Here is a 20,208-nt window from a genome sequence, read left to right on the forward strand (position 1 = left end):
TCTCTCGCCCGCACCAATCCTGACACAGTCTAACTACACAGGGTGCACGGGCATCCTGCCCGTTCTTGGAAACGCAACATTCACGGGAGAAGAAGAACGGGCAGGATGCCCGTGCACCCGGGTAAGGCCGACAATCCTCCAGCATTCGGAGGCGGCGGCTCCACAATCGCGATTGTCCTGCATCCGGAAGTTTATATAATAAGCTTCCGGAAATCATTGAATGAAAGTCAGGCATGGATAAGCCCGCCAAGACACCCGATCTCATCGACAGCAAGGCCGTGAAGGAACTGGTGGCGGCGCGCGCTTTGCGCGGAGCGACCGTGCTGGGGCGACCGGGCGGCTGGGGTGTGTTGGTACGCTACGGCAATGCCGAGCGCGCCGTCGCGGGCCAGAAATCGCGGCGCATGCGCCTGTGGCGCCATGCCGACAGCGCCATCGGCTTCGTGCGCAGCGAACTGGGCATGGACTGTTTCGACGTCGATGCGCAGGATTATCGCCCCGACGAAAGCGGGCGCCGGCGCCCGGATGCCTCGGAGCGGTTGAAGCGGCAGCAGGCGGTCATCGAGCATGATCGCTGGTTCCGCAGCCAAGTCCAAGATGCGATGAATGCCATAACAGAGGGAACGAATCCTCTGGTGGCTGAAGATGACCTGGCGAAGCGCCTCGGCTCACTCCGCGAGACTCTCAAGCGCAAGGCGGGCTGAACGATGCGAATCGTTTGGCGCGAAAGCGCGCTTGCGGATGTCGAGCGGGCGATCGGCTACATTGCACTGGAAAGCCCGAGGAGCGCAGAGCAACAACTGAGCCGCATCGAGCATCACGTACAGGTCCTCGTCGATCATCCGCGCATGGGCCGTGTCGGGCGTGTGACCGGGACGCGGGAACTTGTGGTCCCTCGAACGCCCTTCGTGATCGTCTACAGCCTGGGTGAGGACGTGGAACTGATACGTATCCTGCATGGTGCGCAACAGTGGCCTCCGGAAGCTGAAGCCTGACACCTCTTGTCATCGCGGCGATCGCGCTGTTTATCTCTGCCCCATGGCGTATCGCCCGAATCTCCTGACCATCGCCCCTGGCTCGCCTTTCCTGGAAACGCTGGTCGACGCCCTGCTGGATGGAAGGCTGGTACCGGGCTTCGCGCCGCGCGGGGACCCGCTCGCGCTGGCGAGCGCCACGCTCTATCTGCCGACCCGCCGCGCCATCCGCGCCTTGCGCGGCATCTTCCTCGACAGGCTGGGGAGCGAGGCCGCGCTGCTGCCCAATCTGAAGGCGCTTGGCGAGATCGATGACGACGAGGTCGCCTTCGCCGACGCCAGCGACGACCTGCCCGAACCCGTTGCGGGGCTCGACCGCCAGATCGCCCTCACGCGCCTGATCCTGCAATGGAGCGCGGCGCTGAAGCAGGCCCTTCTGCCTATTCCGGGTGAAGCGGGCGCCGAGCCGTTGCTGATTCCCTCTTCGCCCGGCGATGCGGCGGGGCTCGCGGCCGAACTCGGCAATTTCCTGGATGGCCTGCAAATCGACCGGGTGCCGCCGGAGGCAATCCTCAATCTCGGCGAGAGCCATGCCGGGCTCTATGACAAATATTGGGACATCACGCTGCGCTTCCTCGAGATCGCCACCCTGCATTGGCCCGAGCATCTCAAGGAGATCCGCCGCAGCGACGCCGTGCTGCTGCGCAATGCCCGCATGGAGCGCGAGGCCGCCAGGCTTGCCGAGCGCCCCAAGACGGGCCCGGTGATCGTGGCCGGTTCGACCGGCTCCATCCCGGCCACCCGCGACCTCATCAAGGCGGTTGCCGCCCATCCCCGGGGCGCCGTCGTCCTGCCGGGGCTCGATCTCGACCTCGATGCCATCGGTTGGAACGCCATCGGCAAGGGCGAGGGAGCTCCCGGCCATCCCCAGGCCGGGCTTGCCGCCTTGCTGGCCGATATCGGCGCAGAACGCGCCAGTGTCACCGAACTCGCCTCGACGCCCGCGCCCCTGGCGCTGCGTGCGGCCCTGGTGTCGCAGGCCTTGCGGCCGGCCGAGACCACGGATCTGTGGACCGGCCAGCACCATGCCGATCCCGTGGCGGTGGCCGAGGCCTTTGCCGGTATCGCCCTGATCGAAGCGGCGCATGAGGGCGAGGAAGCCCTGGCGGCTGCCCTGGTGTTGCGCGAAGCCCTGACGGTGCCTGGCCGCAAGGCGGCCCTGGTGACGCCGAACCGCCAGCTTGCCGAGCGCGTGGTCACCGAACTCGGCCGCTGGGGCATCGAGGCCGATGACAGCGCCGGCCAGCCGCTGACGCAAACCCCGCCCGGCCTGTTTGCGCGCCTGGTGCTCGACGCCGCGCTGCATGATTTCGATCCCGTCACCCTGCTGTCCCTGCTCAAGCATCCGCTCGCGCGCCTTGGCCTGCCCCGTGCGGATCTGGAGCGGGCGGTGACGGCACTGGAGATCGGCGCCTTGCGCGGTCCCAGGCCGGCCGGCGGTCCGGCCGGCCTCGCGGCAGCCCTGGCGCTCGGCAAGGCCTCGCTCGGCGATCCCCATTGCCCGCCCGCCCGGCTGGCCCTCGGCGAGGAGGATTGGGCTGGGGCGGAGGCCGTGATCGAGGCCCTGGTGGTCAGGCTCGAACCCTTCGCGGCGTTGCTGCGCCAGTCCGATCCCCTGCCGGCCGCCAGCTTCTTTGCCGCACATCGCACCGCCGTCGAGGCGCTGGGGGAAGCGGCGCCTGGCGAAACCGATGCGCTCGGGGAAGGCGAGGCGGGAGAGGCGCTTGCGGGCTTCCTCGACGATCTCGGCACCATCACCCCCGAGGCCCTTGCCTTGCCGGCGCATGAATATCCCGGCCTGTTCGCGGCTCTGATCGCCGGGCGCTCGGTGCGGGGCGGCGACCCCAAGCATCCGCGCATCGCCATCTACGGCTTGCTGGAAGCCCGCCTGCTGCCGGTCGACCGGCTGGTGCTGGCGGGGCTCGACGAGAGCGTCTGGCCGCCCGACGTCAAGACAGATCCCTGGCTGAACCGGCCGATGCGGGCGGCGATCGGCCTCTCGCCGCCGGAAAAGCGTATCGGCCTTGCCGCGCACGACTTCGAGCAGGCGCTCGGCTATGGCGACGTGGTGATCACGCGCTCGCTCAAGCGCGGCGGTTCGCCCAGCGTGCCGTCGCGCTGGCTGCAGCGGCTCGGGGCCTTCCTGGGCCCAGCCTTCGACGCCATGCGCAGGCAGGGCGAGCATTATTGCGCCCTCGCGCGCCAGCTCGATGCGGCGGAAGGGCCGCCACCCGTGCTCGGCGCGCCCAAGCCGACTCCGCCTCTCGCCCTGCGTCCGACCCGCCTGTCGGTCACCCAGATCGAGCACCTCGTGCGCGATCCCTATACGATCTACGCCCGCCACATCCTCAAGCTCGAACCGCTGGACGAGATCGCCATGCCGCCCGGAGCGGCTGAAAGAGGCACGCTGATCCATGGCGCGCTCGAGCGTTTCGCCGCCCTGTGCGCCGATGGCGTGCCGCCGGATGCCCTCGCGCTGATGATGGCTGTAGGCGAGGAGCTCTTCGTCCCCCTCGCCGATTTTCCCGAGGTCCTGGCCTTCTGGCGGCCGCGCTTTGCGGCCATCGCCGAATTCCTGGTGGAATGGGAGCGCGAGCGCCGGCCACGCCTTGCCCGCGTGCTCAGCGAAATTCCCGGCAAGCTCGCCTGGCCGACCCTGGCCGAGAGATCCTTCACCTTGTCCGCCCGCGCCGACCGCATCGAAGTCGCTGCCGATGGCCGGGTCGCCATCCTCGACTTCAAGACCGGCCAAGCCCCGACCGCCAGGCAGGTCGAGACGGGGCTCGCGCCGCAATTGGCGCTGGAAATGGCGATGCTGCTCGAGGCTGGGTTCAGCGGCATGCCGGCGCCTCAGGCGTTGGGCGATCCCGCCATCGTGCATCTTGCCGGCGGCGTCAAGGGGCCGAGCGAGAAACCGCTGATCTTCAAGGATACCACGCCGATCGAGGTCGCCCTGCAGAGCCTCGAACGGCTCAAGGCGTTGATCGACCGCTTCGAGAATGAGGAGACGCCCTACGCCTCGCTGCTGCACCCGATGTTCAAGGGGCGGCGCTATGGCGATTACGACCATCTCGCCCGGGTGCGCGAATGGTCCGTCAGCGCGGAGGAAGCATGACCCCGCGCAAGCCTTCCGCCGATACGGTTCACAACCAGCGCCTGGCCTCCGACCCCTCGCTGTCGGCCTGGGTGTCGGCCAATGCCGGATCGGGCAAGACCACCGTGCTGACGCGGCGTGTCATCCGCCTTTTGCTCGCCGGGGTCGATGCCTCCGCCATCCTCTGCCTCACCTTCACCAAGGCCGCCGCAGCGAACATGCAGAACCGCATCTTCGCCACGCTCGGCCAATGGGCCGTCGAGGAGGAGGGCAAGCTGGTCGCCGCGATCGAGGGCATCACCGGCTTCAAACCTGACGCAGCCGGCCTCAAGCGCGCACGCCAGCTCTTCGCGGCGGCGATCGAGACGCCCGGCGGCCTGAAGATCCTCACCATCCATGCCTTCTGCGAGCGTGTGCTGCACCTCTTCCCCTTCGAGGCCAATGTCCCCGCACAGTTCTCGGTGCTGGACGACAGGGCCGCGCGCGAATTGCTCGACACGGCCCGCACCAGCCTGATCCTGGAGGCGAACGCGCATCCCGAAGGCGGGCTCGGCCGCGCTATGGCGCGCCTCCTGGAGGATACCGGCGAGGGCGCCTTCGACGGGCTGCTCGCCGAGATCACCTTCGAGCGCGAAGCGCTGCGTCCCTTCCTGGGCGAGAAGGGCGCCGCGGACGCCCTCGACCAGTTGCGCGGCCTGCTCGAACTGGCGGAGGGCGAAAGCGTCGCCGCGATCGAGGCCGAGATCGACGAGGCCTCGATCCCCTTCAGCGAATGGGCGGCGATCGAGGCCGCTATGCGGGACTATGACGGCAAGCGCATCCTCGATCTGGCCGACAGGCTCGGCGCTGCCATCGCGGCGGCGCCGGCACGGCGTGCCGAGGCCTGGCGCGCTATCTACCTCACCGGTGCCGGCGAGGCGCGCTCGGCCAATGCCTTCCTGGTCAAGGATTTCGCCAAGGACTACCCCGCCTATGCCGAGCAGCTCCTTGCCGAGCTGGAGCGCATCGCCGGGCTGCTGCTGCGGCGCAAGGCGGCCTCGGCCTATGAGCGCAGCGAGGCGCTGATCACTGTCGCTGCCGCCCTGCTCGGTCGCTACAAAGCCGGCAAAGTCATGCGGGCGGCGCTCGATTTCGACGATCTCGTGCAGAAAACAGCCGAGCTTCTTGGTAGGGCTGAATCAGCATGGGTACACTACAAGCTCGATCGCGGCATCGACCATATCCTGGTCGACGAGGCTCAGGATACCAGCCCTGCCCAATGGCATATCATCGCCAAACTGGCAGAAGAGCTCACCTCTGTCACAGGCGCGCGCAGCGAACGGCGCACCATCTTCGCGGTGGGAGACGAGAAGCAGTCGATCTTCTCGTTCCAGGGCGCCGCGCCGGCGGAATTCGCCCGCATGCGCAGCCATTTCCGACGCAAGGTGGATGAAGCCGAGGAGCGTTTCGAGGCGATCGAGCTCAAGCAGTCCTTCCGCTCGACGCCCGACATCCTCAGGGCGGTCGACCATGTCTTCGCCGCCGCCGACAATCGCCGCGGCCTGTCTTCGGACGACGTCGCCACCGTGCATGAGACCGTGCGGGCCCTCGATCCCGGCCGCGTCGAGGTCTGGCCGGTGGAAAAGCCGCAACCGGCGGCCGAGATCACCGCCTGGGACGCGCCGTTCGACGAGACGCCCGTCACCAGCCCGGTGGTACGGCTGGCCCGCAAGATCGCCGCCGAGGTCGCGAGCCTGATCCGCGAAGGCGATCCCGCAACGGGCGCGAGCTACGATGCCGGCGACGTCATGGTGCTGGTGCGCAGCCGCAACGCCCTGTTCGAGGCGGTGATACGCGCCCTGAAATTCGCCGGCGTGCCGGTGGCCGGCGCCGACCGCATCGTGCTGACGGACCATATCGCCGTGATGGACCTGATGGCGCTCGCCCGTTTCGTGCTGCTGCCGGCCGACGACCTGACACTGGCGACGGTGCTCAAGACCCCGCTGATCGGGCTCGACGACGAGGATCTCATCCGCCTGGCGCCGGGCCGCAAGGGCACGCTCTGGACCGCCCTGGGCGAAGCGTCGCGGGAGGATGAGCGCTTCGCCGCCGCCTTTGGCCGCCTCGCGGCCTGGCGCGCGGAGGCGGCCGGCAAGACGCCCTTCGCCTTTTTCGCCGACATCCTGGCGCGTGATGGCGGCCGGCGCATCATGCTCGCCCGCTTCGGCGCGGAGGCCGCCGATGCGCTGGACGAATTCCTGCGCGTGGCCGGCGATTATGAGCGGGCCAACACGGCCAGCCTGCAGGGCTTCCTCGCCTGGCTCGCCGAGGCCAAGGCCGAGATCAAGCGCGACATGGACGTGGCGCGCGGCGAAGTGCGCGTGATGACGGTGCATGGTTCAAAGGGGTTGGAGGCGCGCGTTGTCATCCTGGCCGACACCTGCAGCGCGCCGGACGGCCGGCACGATCCCAAGCTGTTTTTCCTGCAGGCGCCGGGAAAGCCTGCGGGTAGCGAGATCCCGGTCTGGTCGCCCAGCAAGACTGCGGACCCGGCGCCGGTCGCCGCCGCCCGCGATGCGATCCGGGCCGAGAACGAGGCCGAGCACCGCCGCCTGCTCTATGTCGCCCTGACGCGGGCCGAGGACCGGCTGGTCATTGCCGGCTTCGAGGGCGCCACCGCGCGGCGGCCGGGCAACTGGTACGACATGATCGCCGAGGCCCTGCGTGCGGCGGGCGCCAGGATCGAACCCGATGGCGAAGGTGAGAGGCTGGTTTATGAGCCGACGCCGCGGCGTGCGGTCGAAGGCCGGCCGGCAAGGGATGAGGAAGCGGCGGTACCGGCCCCGGCCTGGCTGCGCCAGAAGGCGGTGGCGGAGCGGGCCGAGGAGGTCGCTCTCAGCCCGTCCGAGACGGAGCATCCCGAAGAGTTGGCCGGGGTGGCGGGAGCCTTGCCGGCCGATCCCCGCACCCTGCGGCGTGGGGCGCTGATCCACGCTTTGCTGCAATATCTGCCCGATATCGAGGCGTCGGTACGTCGCGACCAGGCCCTCGCCTTCCTCGGCCGGGCGGCAGCGCAATGGCCGGAGGACCACCAGGCCTGGGCCGAGGAGGCCCTGGCGGTGCTGGCCCTGCCTGATCTCGCACCGCTCTTTGCACCCGGTAGCCGCGCCGAGGTTGCCCTTGCAGGCCGCATCATCAGGCCGGGCCGGGCCGACTATGCCGTGTCCGGGCGGATCGACCGACTGGCCGTCGGGTCGGACACGGTCTGGATCGTCGACTTCAAGACCAACCGCCAGCCGCCGCGGGGGCTCGACGCGGTGCCGCAGGCCTATCTCGGCCAGCTCGGGCTCTACCGGCACCTGATGCTGCGGCTCTATCCGGGCAAGGAGGTGCGGGTCGCCCTGGTCTGGACCGCGACGGCCGCGATCTCGGAATTGCCGGCAGAGCGGCTGGAAGAGGCCGTGCAGGTGATTGTGGGGTGATTCCATACGCGGTGCGATACCCCTCATCCGGCTGCCGCCACCTTCTCCCGCAAGGGGAGAAGGGACTCGGGTGGTTCAAGTCGAGTTCAACCGGAGGGTCTTAAGGTGCCGCATCCAGAGCCCAATAAGCTCCCTTCTCCTCTTGCGGGACCCGGCACTTTCCTATGGAAGTGCCTTGGGTGGCGGCAGCCGGACGAGGGGAGAGGCTCCATCTAAGCCGCTCCTACCTCCCTCACCGGCCTGATGATGCAATCGCGTGTCTGGTCGAGCTCGTCGAGTTCGGCGGCGTGTCGCTGGCCCCAGTCGCACAGGGCCAGCAGCACCGGTTCGAGGCTCTGGCCGAGCGGGGTCGCCGAATAGTCGACGCGCGGCGGAACCTGCCGGAAGATCTCGCGATGGACGAGGCCGTGCTCTTCCATCTCGCGCAATTGCTGGATCAGCACCTTCTGGCTGATCTCGGGCACCAGCCGCTTCAGCTCAGAAAGGCGCTTGGGGCTGTCCAACAGGTAATAGAGGATCACCGCCTTCCAGCGGCCCGAGATCACCTTGAGGGCCCGCTCGACCGGCAGCATAGGCAGGCGCTTGATCAGCTCCGTCATGGTTACCTTCGGGTCTGTATGGCACGAAAGAGTGTGTAGAGACGAGAAGGAGAATAGCACAGAACCGGGGCATTCGAGACCAGCATCCGGTGATCCCATGCAAGCCATTCGTTTGAGCCGCTTCGGCGCTCCCGACGTCCTCGAGCCCGTCGAACTGTCCGTCCCCGCTCCTGGCAAGGGCGAGGCGCTGATCCGCATGCAGGCAGCGGGCGTGAACTATTTCGAGGTGCTGATGCGCCAGGATCGCTATGCCGTGACACCCGGACTGCCGATGGTGATGGGTGTCGAGGTGGCTGGCGTCGTCGAGGCCCTCGGCCCGAGCGCTGCGGGGCCGGCGCCCGGTACGCGCGTGGCCGCGCCGCTCTTCGCCATGGGCCGGGCCGGCGGCTATGCGCAGTTCGCCCTGGCCGACGCCGCCTCGCTGGTGCCGCTTCCCGAAGACTTGTCGTTCGAGGCGGCAACCGCCCTGATGGTGCAGGGATTGACGGCCCTGCACCTTCTTCGCCGCAGCCCGCCACGGGGCAAGTCGATCCTGGTCAACGCCGCGACCGGCGGGGTGGGATCGCTGCTCGTCCAACTCGCCCGCAATGCTGGTGCGCGGCAGGTGATCGCTGCCGCCGGTTCGCCGGAGAAGCTCGATCTTGCCCGATCCCTCGGTGCCGATGCCGGCGTCGATTATCGCAGCGCCGGCTGGGTCGACCAGGTGCTGGCGGCGACGCAGGGAGGTGGCGTCGACATCGTCTATGACCTTGTCGGCGGGGCGCAGACCGGTGCCTGCCTGGAAGCGCTCGCTCCAAGCGGCGAACTCGTCTGCACAGCCATGGGACGGTTCGAACTCGGCCGGCCGGAGATCGAAGCCCTGCTCGGACGCAACCAATCCGTGAAAGGTTTCGCCCTGCTGCCCCTGCTGGCGCCCGATACGCTGCGTGCCGATCTCGGCGACCTCTTCGCCCAGGCCGCGGCGGGCTCGCTCGAGGTCACGATCGGTGGCCGCTTCCCGCTGGCCCAGGCCGCCGAGGCGCATGAGAGCGTGCAGTCGCGCCGGAGTATGGGGAAGGTTGTCCTGATCCCCTGAGGGCGAGCCTCAGCCCAGCAGCAGGCTGTCGTCGTCGAGCTGTTCGCCGCGTACCTTGCTGAACAGTTTCAGCAGATCTGGGACATCGAGGCCCTTGCGATGCTCGGCGTCGAGATCGAAGGCGACCTGGCCTTCATGCAGCATCACCGTGCGGGTACCGTAATCGAGCGCGTGGCGCATCGAATGGGTCACCATCAGCGCGGTGAGCTGCTGTTCCTCGACGATCTTGCGGGTGAGTTCCAGCACGAAGTCGGCGGTGCGCGGATCGAGCGCCGCCGTATGCTCGTCGAGGAGCAGGATCTTCATGCCTGTCAGCGTCGCCATCAAGAGGCTGACAGCCTGACGCTGACCGCCGGAGAGCAGGCCCATGGAATCGCCGAGGCGATTTTCCAGGCCGAGGCCGAGCACGGAAAGCTTGTCGCGGAACACCGCGCGGCGGCTTCCGCTCAGCGAAGCGCCGAGACCGCGCGAGCGGCCACGCGCGAAGGCGAGTGCCATGTTCTCCTCGATCGACAGCCTCTCGCAGGTGCCGGCCATCGGATCCTGGAACACGCGTGCGATCAAGCTGGCGCGGCGCGGCGTCGGCCAGCGCTGCACGTCGACGCCCTCGATGACGATGCGGCCGCGCTCGGCCTGGGCATCGCCGCTCAGGACGTTGAGCAGCGTGGATTTGCCGGCGCCGTTGGAGCCGATCACGGTGACGAACTGGCCGGTCGGGATGGTCAGCGAAAGTCCCCGCAGCGCCCGGTTTTCCAGCGGCGTTCCGCGGCCGAAGGTGACGTGGATGTCCTTGATCTCGATCATCGCCGCCTCCTTACTTGGACGCTGATTTCGGCGCGGGCGAGAAGATCGCGCGCAGGCGGGGGAACTGGCTCGGCAGGATCAGCGCCAGGCCGACCAGCACCGAGGTCACCAGGTTCTGATCGCTCGAATTGAGCCCGATGGTGCGCGACCACTCGGAATTGAGCGCCAGCGCGATGGCGAGGCGATAGAGGATGGCGCCGACGATGCAGGCGACCAGCAGCCAGGCGATCGAGCGGGTACGGAACAGGGTTTCGCCGAGGATCACCGCAGCGAGGCCGCCGACGATGGTGCCGGTGCCGAGCGTGATGTCGGCAAAGCCGCTGGTCTGGGCGAACAGGGCGCCGGCGAGGGCGACGAGGGCGTTGGAGATCGCCATGCCGACATAATTGTGCAGCTGGGTGGAGACGCCCTGCGCCCGCGCCATGCGCGGATTGGCGCCGGTCGCCCGCATGGCGAGGCCGAATTCGGAATTGAGAAACCAGCTGAGCAGCGCCCAGACGACCAGCACGATCACGCCGAGCATCCAGACCTTGAGCTGATAGGAGGGCGGAGCCCAGCCCAGGATCGCCGTCAGATGGTCGCGCGTCCAGGTTACCAAAGTCTCCTGGTTGAGCAGGGGAACGTTGGGCTTGCCCATGATGCGCAGATTGATCGAGTAGAGCGCCGTCATGGTCAGGATGCTGGCCAGCAATTGCAGGATGCGGAAGCGGATGTTGAGCCAGGCCGTCATCGCCCCGGCCAAGGCGCCGGCGACGATGGCGAGCGCCGTGGCCGAGAAGGGATCGAGGCCGGCGACGATGGCGGCGGCGGCCGTCGCGGCGCCCAGGGGGTAGGAACCGTCAACCGTCAGGTCGGGAAAGTCGAGCACCCGGAACGACAAAAACACGCCCAGCGCGATCAGCGCATAGATCAGGCCGATTTCAATCGAACCGATAAAAGCGAAAAGGCTCATGCATCAATCCCAACGGAATAGCGGGTCACGGGTGAATTGCGACGGCCCTGGTGCTCGACCGATCGGGCGTCATTGCGAGCGTAGCGAAGCAATCCAGGACCGGAATGCGTTGTACGCGGATGTGTGGATTGCTTCGCTACGCTCGCAATGATGCATGAGTCAATCACTACCGCCCGCGGATACTACTTTGCGACGTCCTTGGCACGAGCCAATACGGCTTGCGGCAGGGGCGCTCCCATCTTCTCGGCTGCCTTGGAGTTGACGACCAGGCTGACGCCCTTGGAGTTCTCGACCGGGATGTCGCCCGGTTTCTCGCCCTTGAGGATACGGGCCGCGACATGGCCGGCCTGGCGGCCGATCTCGAACTGGTCGAGGCCGAGGGCGGCGACCGCGCCGCGTCCGACGCTGTCGGGATCGCTGGCGAACACCGGAAGGCGGCTGTCGAAGCCGACCTGCAGCACCGATTCCAGCGCCGACACCACCAGATTGTCGTTAGGGATGTAGATCGCATCGGCCTTGCCCACCAGATTCTGGGCAGCCGAACCAACGTCGGAGGATTTGGTGGCCGGCGAGGGCAGGATCTCGAAGCCGCGTTCACCCGCCAGCTTGCGCAGGGCCTCGATCACCGACAGGCTGTTGACCTCGCCGGAATTGTAAACGACGCCCACGACTTTGGCCTTGGGCAGGACTTCCTTGATGAGGTCGAGCTGGCCGGCAGCCGGCGGAAAGTCGCTGACGCCGGTGATGTTGCCACCGGGCTTGTCGAGGGCCTTGATCAATTGAGCGCCGAGCGGATCGGTGACCGCGGCGAAGACGACGGGGATGTCCTTGGTCGCCGCGGCGACGGCCTGGGAGGAGGGCGTGGTGATCGGCACGATCACGGCCGGGGCCTCTCCGACGAATTTCTGGGCGATCTGGGCTGCTGTCGCCGGGTTGCCCTGGGCGGATTCGTAGAGGACGGTGATGGCCTCACCCTCGGCGTAACCCTTGTCCTTGAGGCCGGCCTTCACGCCCTCGCGGATGGCGTTGAGCGAGGGATGCTCGACAATGGCGGTGATGGCGACCACGGGCTTGTCCGCGGCAGCGGCCGCCTGGATCAGGCTGCCTTGGGCCAGGCTGGCGAGAAGAGCGGCGGCAAGGCCGAGGGAGCGGAGGGGGATCATGGCGCGGCGTGCTCGGAATGGGTTGATCTTACGAGGGCGGCCGCGCGTGGCGCGGCCGCTTTTCCGGTTATACGGATCCGGATTACTTGACGGCAGTCACTTGACGACCGTCTTGGCCTTGGCGACCAGATCGGCAGGCAGCGTCACACCCATCGGACCGGCGGTCTTCTGGTTGAGGAAGAGGTCGGTGGCGGAGGGAACGGCGACGGGAATGGCGCTGGGCTTTTCGCCCTTGAGGATACGCACCACCATCTCGCCGGCCAGGACGCCGGACTTGAAATAGTCGACGCCGATGGAAGCCACCGCGCCGCGCTCGACGCCGTTGGTGTCACCGGAGAAGACGGGGATCTTGTTTTCTGTACCGACCGTGATCACCGCTTCCAGGGCCGAGACCACGAGATTGTCGGTGGGCACGAAGATGGCGTCGGCCTTGCCGATCAGGCTCTGCGCCGCGGCGCCGACATCGGCCGACTTGGTGGCCGGTGCCTCGATCGTCTCGAAGCCGAGGGCGGCGGTTGCCTTTTTCATATTCTCGAGCTGCACGACCGAATTGGCCTCGCCCGGATTGTAGATGAAGCCGATCTTCTTGGCGTTGGGGGCGATCGCCTGGATCAGCTTGAGCTGGTCGGGCATCGGGGTCGCATCGGTCACACCGGTGACGTTGCCCTCGGGCTTGGCCGGATCCTTGACGAGCTGGGCGGCGACGGGATCGGTCACGGCGGTGAACACGATCGGAATGTCCTTGGTGGCGGCCAAGGCGGCCTGGGCCGACGGCGTGGCGATGCCGACGATCACGTCCGCTTTCTCGCCGACATATTTCTGTGCGATCTGCGCGGCAGTCGCCGGGCTGCCCTGCGCCGTCTCGAACTGGAAGTTGAGGGTATCGCCATCCTTGTAGCCGGCATCCTCCAGCGCCTTCTTGACACCGTCACGGGCGGCATTGAGGGCCGGATGCTCGACGATCGAGGTGACGGCCACGGTCTTCTTGTCGGCAGCAAAGGCGACGCTGCCGAGGAGGGCGAGTGCCACGCCGGCTACGAGTGTCAAACGATTGATACGCATGTGGTTGTTTCCCCCTTGCTCGCGAATTTCCCGCCGGGTGACGGCCATTCGGGGCTTGTAAGGCACAACCGATCAACCAAACGCTGCGGCAATGCAAGATGCTCATGCGCCGGAAAGGGGAAAAATTCACCAAACAAGCAAGGGCACCCGTTTAGGCGCCCTTTTTGGAAAGATTATTAAGCTGGAACGGTCCAACGCGAAATCTTGCCTGTGTATCGCTGGTACCAATTTTGCTGCCCGAACAGCTTTCGGCCGAGCGGTGTCAGGTCGGCCCATGCAATCTTTTCTTCGCCGACGGTGCTGCGGTCCGAAGACCGGCACACCAGTTTGACGCGCCTTTCCCGGTGTGCCGGTCTTCAGACCGGCATGGGCCTCCGATGTTGGCGGGGGGCCTGAAAAGAAAGGGCGCGAACCCTGAAGGTCGCGCCCTTTCTGCAATCGTGATGGCTCCAAGAGCCGGCTGAAAGCCGGCGGTCCCGGGCTTACTTCTTCTCGGTGCGGGCGCGCAGGGCGGCGCCGAGAATGTCGCCGAGCGAGGCGCCGGCGTCCGAAGAACCGTAAGCGGCAATCGCTTCCTTCTCTTCGGCCATTTCCAGAGCCTTGATCGAGACCTGGACCTTGCGGGCCTTGCGGTCGAACTGGATGACGCGGGCGTCAACCTTTTCGCCGGCAGCGAAGCGCTCGGGGCGCTGATCGGCGCGATCGCGGGCCAGATCGCCACGGCGGATGAAGGCCGTGAGGTCGGTGCCGGTGATCTTGACGTCGATGCCACCTTCCTTGACGTCGGTGACTTCGCAGGTGACGACCTGGTTCTTCTTCAGTTCGCCGGCATCGACGAAGGGGTCACCCGCAAGCTGCTTGATGCCCAGCGAGATGCGCTCCTTCTCGACGTCCACGTCGAGCACCACGGCCTTGACCATGTCGCCCTTGCGGAAGTCGTCGATGACCTGCTCGCCCGGACGGTTCCAGTCGAGGTCGGAGAGATGGACCATGCCGTCCACATCGCCGTCGAGGCCAATGAACAGGCCGAACTCGGTCTTGTTCTTGACTTCGCCTTCGACCACCGAGCCGTTCGGGTGCTTGTCGGCAAAATCTTCCCAGGGGTTGGAAAGGGTCTGCTTGAGGCCGAGCGAGATGCGACGCTTGATCGGGTCGACCTCGAGGATCTGCACTTCCACTTCCTGCGAGGTGGAAACGATCTTGCCGGGGTGGACGTTCTTCTTGGTCCACGACATTTCGGAAACGTGGATCAGGCCTTCGATGCCCGGCTCCAGTTCCACGAACGCGCCGTAGTCCGTGATGTTGGTCACGCGGCCGGTGAACTTGGCCTGCAGCGGGTACTTGGCGTCGATGCCCAGCCACGGATCGGCCTGGAGCTGCTTCATGCCCAGCGAGATGCGGTGCGTCTCGTGGTTGATCTTGATGATCTTGACCTTGACCTGCTGGCCGATGGTCAGAAGCTCCGTCGGATGGTTCACGCGGCGCCATGCAATGTCGGTGACATGCAGGAGGCCGTCGATGCCGCCCAGGTCAACGAACGCACCGTAATCGGTGATGTTCTTGACCACGCCGTCGACCACCTGACCCTCTTCGAGGTTCTGGACGATCTCGTGACGCTGCTCGGCGCGGCTCTCTTCGAGGACCGTGCGGCGGGAGACGACGATGTTGCCGCGGCGGCGATCCATCTTGAGGATCTGGAAGGGCTGCGGAACGTTCATCAGCGGGGTGACGTCGCGGATCGGACGGATGTCGACCTGGCTGCGCGGCAGGAAGGCCACGGCGCCGTCGAGATCGACGGTGAAACCACCCTTGACCTGGTTGAAGATGACGCCGTCGACCTTTTCATTGGCCTCGAACGACTTCTCCAGCTTGATCCAGCTTTCTTCGCGGCGAGCCTTGTCACGCGAGATGACGGCTTCGCCCAGCGCATTTTCGATGCGCTCGAGATAGACCTCGACCTCGTCGCCGACCTTGAGCGCGCTGTCGCGGCCCGGGCCGTTGAATTCCTTCAGAGCTACGCGGCCTTCGGTCTTGAGGCCGACATCGATGACCGCGAGGTCCTTCTCGATGGCGACGACGATACCCTTGACGACCGAACCTTCGGCCATATCGCCGGTGCCGAATGCTTCGTCGAGCATCGCGGCGAAATCTTCACGCAGCACGTTTTCCTGTACGGACATATGTTTTCCTGGCGCCGGCGGTTGGTGTTGATCATCGTTTCCGGAAAGCGGCAGGGCTGCTGGAGCAGCCACAGGCGGAGTGTTTTGAGAAAAAACACACCCGGCCGGCGCAAGGCCCGCAAGGCGGAAACGTCTTTCTGGTCTATTTTTCGAACGCCCGTCACATCTGCAATGACGGCTGAGCGTCAGATGGGCGGTTCCATATCAAGATGGAAGGGGCGGAGCAAGGCAAAAGGCGAATTTTTGCCGTTTTCCGGCCGGGAATCCTGCAAAAAAAGCCGAGGGACGCAGCGAGCGGGCGAGCGGGCTCCGATTAGTCCGGCATCGCCTGCTGCAGCACGCTGGGGGCGCCCGTGCGATAGTCCTCGCGCAGGGGATGGAAGACGTCCATCGTCCGGCAGGCCGTCAGGGCCCGGCCGGAATGCGGGGCGTTGGGTGGCACCACGGCGACCATGCCCGGCTTTAGCACCGTGGTAAGGCCGTCGACGGTGACTTCCAGCTCGCCTTCGAACTGATGCACCACCTGTTCATGCGGATGGGAATGCAGGGGCAACGTGGCACCGGCATCGATCTGCCAGAGCACGAAGGTCATCGAGCCCGAATGCATGAAGCGACCGTGGAAGCCCGGAATGACCGTGCGAGGCTCGATCTTGTCCCAGTCGAAGAGGGTGTCGGGCATGGAAATCCCCTGGATGCCTGCGATCCCGGAATTCACGCCTTCTCGCGCAAGCTCTCCAGGGCCTTCCTGACCAGGGGATCGATGCCCTCGCCGCCGGCATCCAGATGTTCGAAGATCTGGTTGCGCATGCGGGGTTCCCAGAATTTGCGGATATGCTCGGCGATGCCGGGCACCCGCACTTCCTCGCGCTGGGACGCGAAGAACAGGCCGATCTGGTTGGCCATCCTCACCAGCTTGGCGGAGGGGTCATGTGCGTGGCCCTCATGCGCGGCTTCATCATGCGACATGGGCGAGTTTCTCCGGAACGATACGGTGGGGATGGGTGAAGATCTCGAAGCCGTCGGAGCGGGCGATGCCGACCAGCGTGATGCCGGCCTCCTCGGCAGTGCGGATGGCGAGGGCCGTGGGGGCGGAGACCGCCACCACGATGGAGGCACCCATCGCGGCCGATTTCTGCACCATTTCCACCGAGATCCGGCTGGTGAGGACGACGATGCCCGGCAGGCCTTGCGGTGCGGGAGCGATGGAACGCCGGGCCAGCGCGCCGGCGAGCTTGTCGAGCGCATTGTGCCGGCCGACATCCTCGCGCAGGGCGACGAGGCCGTCGGCTTTGGTCCAGAAGGCTGCAGCGTGCACGGCGCGGGTCTGGTGGTTCAGTATCTGGGCGGGCGCGAGTGAAGCGAGGGCGGTTTCGATATCGGCGGGTGACAGCTTGAGGTCACCGGCGACCGGCTGCGGCTTGCGCACCGCCTCGGTCAGGCTGTCGATGCCGCACAGGCCGCAGCCCGTGGGCCCGGCCAGCATGCGCCGACGGGCGGCGAGCGCGGCGCCTCGATCGCCCTTCAGCCACATACGAAGTTCGACACCTTCCTCGTAATCGACGCGTTCGAACTCGGTGACGTCGTCGAGCGAGGCAATGATGCCTTCGGTGAGGGAGAAGCCGTAGGCGAAGTCCTCGAGATCGACAGGGCTTCCCATCATCACGGCATGGGAACCGCCATCATAGACCAGCGAGATCGCCATCTCCTCGGGAACCATGCGCTCGCCTGGCGTGAACATGCCGTCACGCCAGGCAAAGCGGGAGATGGTGCGGACGGGATCGGTCATGGTGTTCTTCTCCTTCTCCCCCTGTGGGAGAAGGTGGCCGAAAGCCGGATGAGGGGTTGGATCAACCTCTCAACCCCTGATTTCAGCAATATGATCTGCATAGGTCACGAGACCCCTCATCCCCCTGCCGGGACCTTCTCCCGCAAGGGGAGAAGGGTGCTGTCCTCACTCCGCCGCGATGCGACGCGAATTCTTCGCCATCGCCTCATATTCCTCCTGCCATTGCGACGGGCCGTTGGAAGGCATGACCTGAACCGCCGTCACCTTGTATTCGGGGCAATTGGTCGCCCAGTCCGAGAAGTCGGTGGTGATGACGTTGGCCTGCGTCGAGGGATGGTGGAAGGTGGTGTAGACCACACCCGGCGCCACGCGATCGGTGATGGTGGCTCGCAGCGAGGTCGAACCAGAGCGGCTTTCCAGGCGCACCCAGTCATGCTCGCGAATGCCACGCTGCTCGGCGTCGTGCGGATGGATTTCCAGCACATCCTCCTCGTGCCACATCGAGTTTTCGGTACGCCGGGTCTGCGCGCCGACATTGTACTGCGACAGGATGCGGCCGGTGGTGAGCAGCAGCGGGAAGCGTGCCCCGGTGCGCTCGTCGGTCGGGATGTATTCGGTAACCATGAAGCGGCCTTTGCCGCGGACGAAATGGTCGATATGCATGATCGGCGTACCCTCGGGCGCCTTGTCGTTGCAGGGCCACTGCACCGAGCCGTCCTGCTCCAGCTTCTCGTAGGAGACGCCGGCGAAGGAGGGTGTGAGCCGCGCGATCTCGTCCATGATCTGCGAGGGATGCTCGTAGGGCATGGGGAAGTCCATGGCTTCGGCGATCAGCAGCGTGACCTCCCAGTCGGCATAGCCGGCCTTGGGGGCCATCACCTTGCGCACACGCTGGATGCGGCGCTCGGCATTGGTGAAGGTGCCGTCCTTCTCCAGGAAGGAGGAGCCGGGCAGGAAGACATGGGCGTAGTTGGCGGTCTCGTTCAGGAAGAGATCCTGCACGACGACGCACTCCATGGCGGCCAAGCCCGCCGTGACATGCTTGGTGTCCGGATCGGACTGCACGATGTCCTCGCCCTGCACATAGAGGCCGAGGAACGAACCCTCGACGGCGGCGTCGAGCATGTTGGGAATGCGCAGGCCCGGTTCCTTTTCCAGGTGCACGCCCCAGAATTCCTCGAACATGTGGCGCACTTCATCGCCGGCGATGTGGCGATAGCCGGGCAATTCATGGGGGAACGAGCCCATGTCGCAAGAGCCCTGCACGTTGTTCTGGCCGCGCAGCGGGTTCACGCCGACGCCGCGGCGCCCGATATTGCCGGTGGCCATGGCGAGGTTGGCGATCGCCATCACCGTGGTCGAGCCCTGGCTGTGCTCGGTGACGCCGAGGCCGTAATAGATGGCGCCATTGCCGCCGGTGGCGTAGAGGCGAGCGGCGCCGCGCACCAGTTCGGCCGGCACGCCGGTATATTTCTCCACTGCTTCCGGCGAATGCCGGGGATCGGCGACGAAGGCGGCCCAGTTCTGGAACTCGTCCCAGTCGCAGCGCTCGCGCACATAATCCTCGGCGACCAGGCCCTCGGTGACGATGACATGGGCCAGCGCCGTCACAATGGCGACATTGGTGCCCGGCAGCAGGGGCAGATGGTAATCGGCTTCGACATGCGGCGTGCGTACGATGTCGGTCTTGCGCGGATCGATGACGATCAGGCGGGCCCCTTCGCGCAGGCGCTTCTTCATGCGCGAGCCGAAGACCGGGTGGCCGTCCGTCGGATTGGCGCCGATGACGACGATGACGTCGCTGTCCTCGACCGAATCGAAATCCTGCGTGCCGGCGGAGGTGCCGAAGGTCTGGCCAAGGCCGTAGCCGGTCGGCGAATGGCAGACGCGGGCGCAGGTATCGACATTGTTGTTGCCGAAGCCACCGCGGATCAGCTTCTGGACAAGATAGGTCTCTTCATTGGTGCAGCGCGAGGAGGTGATGCCGCCGATCGAGGCCTTGCCGTGCTTGGCCTGGATGCGCTTGAACTCGGAAGCGGTGTAGGCGATCGCTTCTTCCCAGCTCACTTCCTTCCAGGGATCGGTGATCTTGGAGCGGATCATCGGCTTGAGGATGCGCTCCTTGTGAGTGGCGTAACCCCAGGCGAAGCGGCCCTTGACGCAGCTATGGCCGCGATTGGCCTTGCCGTCCTTGTAGGGCACCATGCGCACGACTTCCTCGCCGCGCATCTCGGCCTTGAAGGCGCAGCCGACGCCGCAATAGGCACAGGTCGTCACCACCGAATGCTCGGGCTGGCCGATCTCGATCACCTTGTTCTCGGTGAGGGTGGCCGTCGGGCAGGCCTGCACGCAGGCGCCGCAGGAGACACATTCGGAATCGAAGAAGGCCTCGTCCATGCCCGGCGACACGCGGCTTTCGAAGCCGCGGCCGGAAATGGTCAGCGCGAAGGTGCCCTGGACTTCCTCGCAGGCCCGTACGCAGCGCGAGCAGACGATGCATTTTGAGGTGTCGAAGGTGAAGTAGGGGTTGGACGTATCCTTGTCGAGGCCGAGATGGTTGTCGCCCTCATAGCCGTAGCGTACTTCGCGCAGGCCCACCGCGCCCGCCATGTCCTGCAATTCGCAATCGCCATTGGCGGCGCAGGTCAGGCAGTCGAGCGGATGGTCGGAGATGTAGAGCTCCATCACGCCCTTGCGGATCTCGGCCAGGCGAGAGGTCTGCGTCTTCACCTTGATGCCCGGCGCCACCGGCGTGGTGCAGGAGGCCGGCGTACCGTTGCGGCCTTCGATCTCGACCAGACACATGCGGCAGGAGCCCCAGGCGTCCATCATGTCGGTGGCACAGAGCTTGGGGATCTGCGTCCCCATCTCCATGGCGGCGCGCATGATCGAGGTGCCCTCGGGCACGGTGATTTCCTGGCCGTCGATGGTCAGCGTGACCATCTTCTCCGACTTGGAGAGCGGCGTGCCGTAGTCGATTTCGTGGACGAGGGACATT

The 20,208-nt window shown here is 66.1% G+C and carries 15 protein-coding genes; 5 read left to right on the top strand and 10 right to left on the bottom strand.

Annotation, left to right across the window (positions count from 1 at the left end; all coding sequences use genetic code 11):
* Positions 1-233 precede the first annotated feature (233 nt).
* The 4 genes from QM672_RS13620 to addA are packed head-to-tail and all read left to right on the top strand — an operon-like array spanning position 234 to position 7,589.
* Positions 234-704, top strand: a complete 471-nt coding sequence (locus QM672_RS13620; protein ID WP_367625481.1) for a hypothetical protein — start codon at positions 234-236, stop codon at positions 702-704.
* Positions 705-707: 3 nt separating this feature from the next.
* A complete protein-coding gene (locus tag QM672_RS13625) occupies positions 708-995 on the top strand; it encodes a type II toxin-antitoxin system RelE/ParE family toxin (protein WP_149253385.1) in 288 nt (95 codons plus the stop codon).
* 43 nt (positions 996-1,038) lie between these two features.
* Positions 1,039-4,149 carry a double-strand break repair protein AddB gene (addB, locus tag QM672_RS13630; RefSeq protein ID WP_415083166.1) on the top strand — a complete coding sequence of 1,037 codons (3,111 nt, stop codon included), beginning with the start codon at positions 1,039-1,041 and terminating at the stop codon, positions 4,147-4,149.
* Positions 4,146-7,589, top strand: a complete 3,444-nt coding sequence (addA, locus tag QM672_RS13635; protein WP_415083168.1) for a double-strand break repair helicase AddA — start codon at positions 4,146-4,148, stop codon at positions 7,587-7,589. Before addB ends, addA begins: the two co-directional genes overlap by 4 nt.
* Positions 7,590-7,801: 212 nt before the next feature.
* Here addA and QM672_RS13640 read toward each other — a convergent pair whose 3' ends face one another.
* A complete protein-coding gene (locus QM672_RS13640) occupies positions 7,802-8,188 on the bottom strand; it encodes a helix-turn-helix domain-containing protein (RefSeq protein ID WP_311937958.1) in 387 nt (128 codons plus the stop codon).
* 97 nt (positions 8,189-8,285) lie between these two features.
* Between QM672_RS13640 and QM672_RS13645 the strand changes: the two genes are divergently transcribed.
* Positions 8,286-9,263, top strand: a complete 978-nt coding sequence (locus QM672_RS13645) for a quinone oxidoreductase family protein (protein WP_415083170.1) — start codon at positions 8,286-8,288, stop codon at positions 9,261-9,263.
* A gap of 9 nt (positions 9,264-9,272) precedes the next feature.
* Here QM672_RS13645 and QM672_RS13650 read toward each other — a convergent pair whose 3' ends face one another.
* The 9 genes from QM672_RS13650 to fdhF all read right to left on the bottom strand — a co-directional run bounded on the left by QM672_RS13650 (position 9,273) and on the right by fdhF (position 20,207).
* Positions 9,273-10,067 (bottom strand): ABC transporter ATP-binding protein, encoded by a 795-nt coding sequence (locus QM672_RS13650; RefSeq protein ID WP_311937962.1) that lies wholly within the window; start codon positions 10,065-10,067, stop codon positions 9,273-9,275.
* 10 nt (positions 10,068-10,077) lie between these two features.
* Positions 10,078-11,019 carry an ABC transporter permease gene (locus tag QM672_RS13655; RefSeq protein ID WP_367625486.1) on the bottom strand — a complete coding sequence of 314 codons (942 nt, stop codon included), beginning with the start codon at positions 11,017-11,019 and terminating at the stop codon, positions 10,078-10,080.
* A 182-nt stretch (positions 11,020-11,201) separates the two neighbouring features.
* Positions 11,202-12,182, bottom strand: a complete 981-nt coding sequence (locus QM672_RS13660) for an ABC transporter substrate-binding protein (RefSeq protein ID WP_311937966.1) — start codon at positions 12,180-12,182, stop codon at positions 11,202-11,204.
* A 96-nt stretch (positions 12,183-12,278) separates the two neighbouring features.
* Positions 12,279-13,244, bottom strand: a complete 966-nt coding sequence (locus QM672_RS13665) for an ABC transporter substrate-binding protein (RefSeq protein ID WP_311937968.1) — start codon at positions 13,242-13,244, stop codon at positions 12,279-12,281.
* Positions 13,245-13,726: 482 nt separating this feature from the next.
* Positions 13,727-15,424 (bottom strand): 30S ribosomal protein S1, encoded by a 1,698-nt coding sequence (gene rpsA, locus QM672_RS13670; RefSeq protein WP_082980020.1) that lies wholly within the window; start codon positions 15,422-15,424, stop codon positions 13,727-13,729.
* Between the two features lie 313 nt (positions 15,425-15,737).
* Positions 15,738-16,103 (bottom strand): cupin domain-containing protein, encoded by a 366-nt coding sequence (locus QM672_RS13675; protein WP_311937971.1) that lies wholly within the window; start codon positions 16,101-16,103, stop codon positions 15,738-15,740.
* Positions 16,104-16,135: 32 nt separating this feature from the next.
* Entirely contained in the window at positions 16,136-16,390 is a 255-nt protein-coding gene (locus QM672_RS13680; RefSeq protein ID WP_311937973.1) for a formate dehydrogenase subunit delta, read from the bottom strand.
* A complete protein-coding gene (fdhD, locus tag QM672_RS13685; RefSeq protein ID WP_311937975.1) occupies positions 16,380-17,210 on the bottom strand; it encodes a formate dehydrogenase accessory sulfurtransferase FdhD in 831 nt (276 codons plus the stop codon). Before fdhD ends, QM672_RS13680 begins: the two co-directional genes overlap by 11 nt.
* A 165-nt stretch (positions 17,211-17,375) precedes the next feature.
* A complete protein-coding gene (fdhF, locus tag QM672_RS13690) occupies positions 17,376-20,207 on the bottom strand; it encodes a formate dehydrogenase subunit alpha (RefSeq protein ID WP_415083175.1) in 2,832 nt (943 codons plus the stop codon).
* Position 20,208: the final 1 nt, after the last annotated feature.

Origin of the sequence: Labrys sp. (in: a-proteobacteria) (assembly GCF_047605565.1) — a bacterium.
GTDB classification, from domain to species: domain Bacteria; phylum Pseudomonadota; class Alphaproteobacteria; order Rhizobiales; family Labraceae; genus Labrys; species Labrys neptuniae.

Coding starts and splice junctions, on each gene's coding strand:
- QM672_RS13645 (WP_415083170.1), top strand. CDS start 8,286: ATGCAAGCCATTCGTTTGAGCCGCTTCGGCGCTCCCGACGTCCTCGAG.
- QM672_RS13655 (WP_367625486.1), bottom strand. CDS start 11,019: ATGAGCCTTTTCGCTTTTATCGGTTCGATTGAAATCGGCCTGATCTAT.
- fdhF (WP_415083175.1), bottom strand. CDS start 20,207: ATGTCCCTCGTCCACGAAATCGACTACGGCACGCCGCTCTCCAAGTCG.
- QM672_RS13675 (WP_311937971.1), bottom strand. CDS start 16,103: ATGCCCGACACCCTCTTCGACTGGGACAAGATCGAGCCTCGCACGGTC.
- fdhD (WP_311937975.1), bottom strand. CDS start 17,210: ATGACCGATCCCGTCCGCACCATCTCCCGCTTTGCCTGGCGTGACGGC.
- QM672_RS13625 (WP_149253385.1), top strand. CDS start 708: ATGCGAATCGTTTGGCGCGAAAGCGCGCTTGCGGATGTCGAGCGGGCG.
- QM672_RS13650 (WP_311937962.1), bottom strand. CDS start 10,067: ATGATCGAGATCAAGGACATCCACGTCACCTTCGGCCGCGGAACGCCG.
- QM672_RS13665 (WP_311937968.1), bottom strand. CDS start 13,244: ATGCGTATCAATCGTTTGACACTCGTAGCCGGCGTGGCACTCGCCCTC.
- QM672_RS13640 (WP_311937958.1), bottom strand. CDS start 8,188: ATGACGGAGCTGATCAAGCGCCTGCCTATGCTGCCGGTCGAGCGGGCC.
- addA (WP_415083168.1), top strand. CDS start 4,146: ATGACCCCGCGCAAGCCTTCCGCCGATACGGTTCACAACCAGCGCCTG.
- QM672_RS13660 (WP_311937966.1), bottom strand. CDS start 12,182: ATGATCCCCCTCCGCTCCCTCGGCCTTGCCGCCGCTCTTCTCGCCAGC.
- addB (WP_415083166.1), top strand. CDS start 1,039: ATGGCGTATCGCCCGAATCTCCTGACCATCGCCCCTGGCTCGCCTTTC.
- QM672_RS13680 (WP_311937973.1), bottom strand. CDS start 16,390: ATGTCGCATGATGAAGCCGCGCATGAGGGCCACGCACATGACCCCTCC.
- QM672_RS13620 (WP_367625481.1), top strand. CDS start 234: ATGGATAAGCCCGCCAAGACACCCGATCTCATCGACAGCAAGGCCGTG.
- rpsA (WP_082980020.1), bottom strand. CDS start 15,424: ATGTCCGTACAGGAAAACGTGCTGCGTGAAGATTTCGCCGCGATGCTC.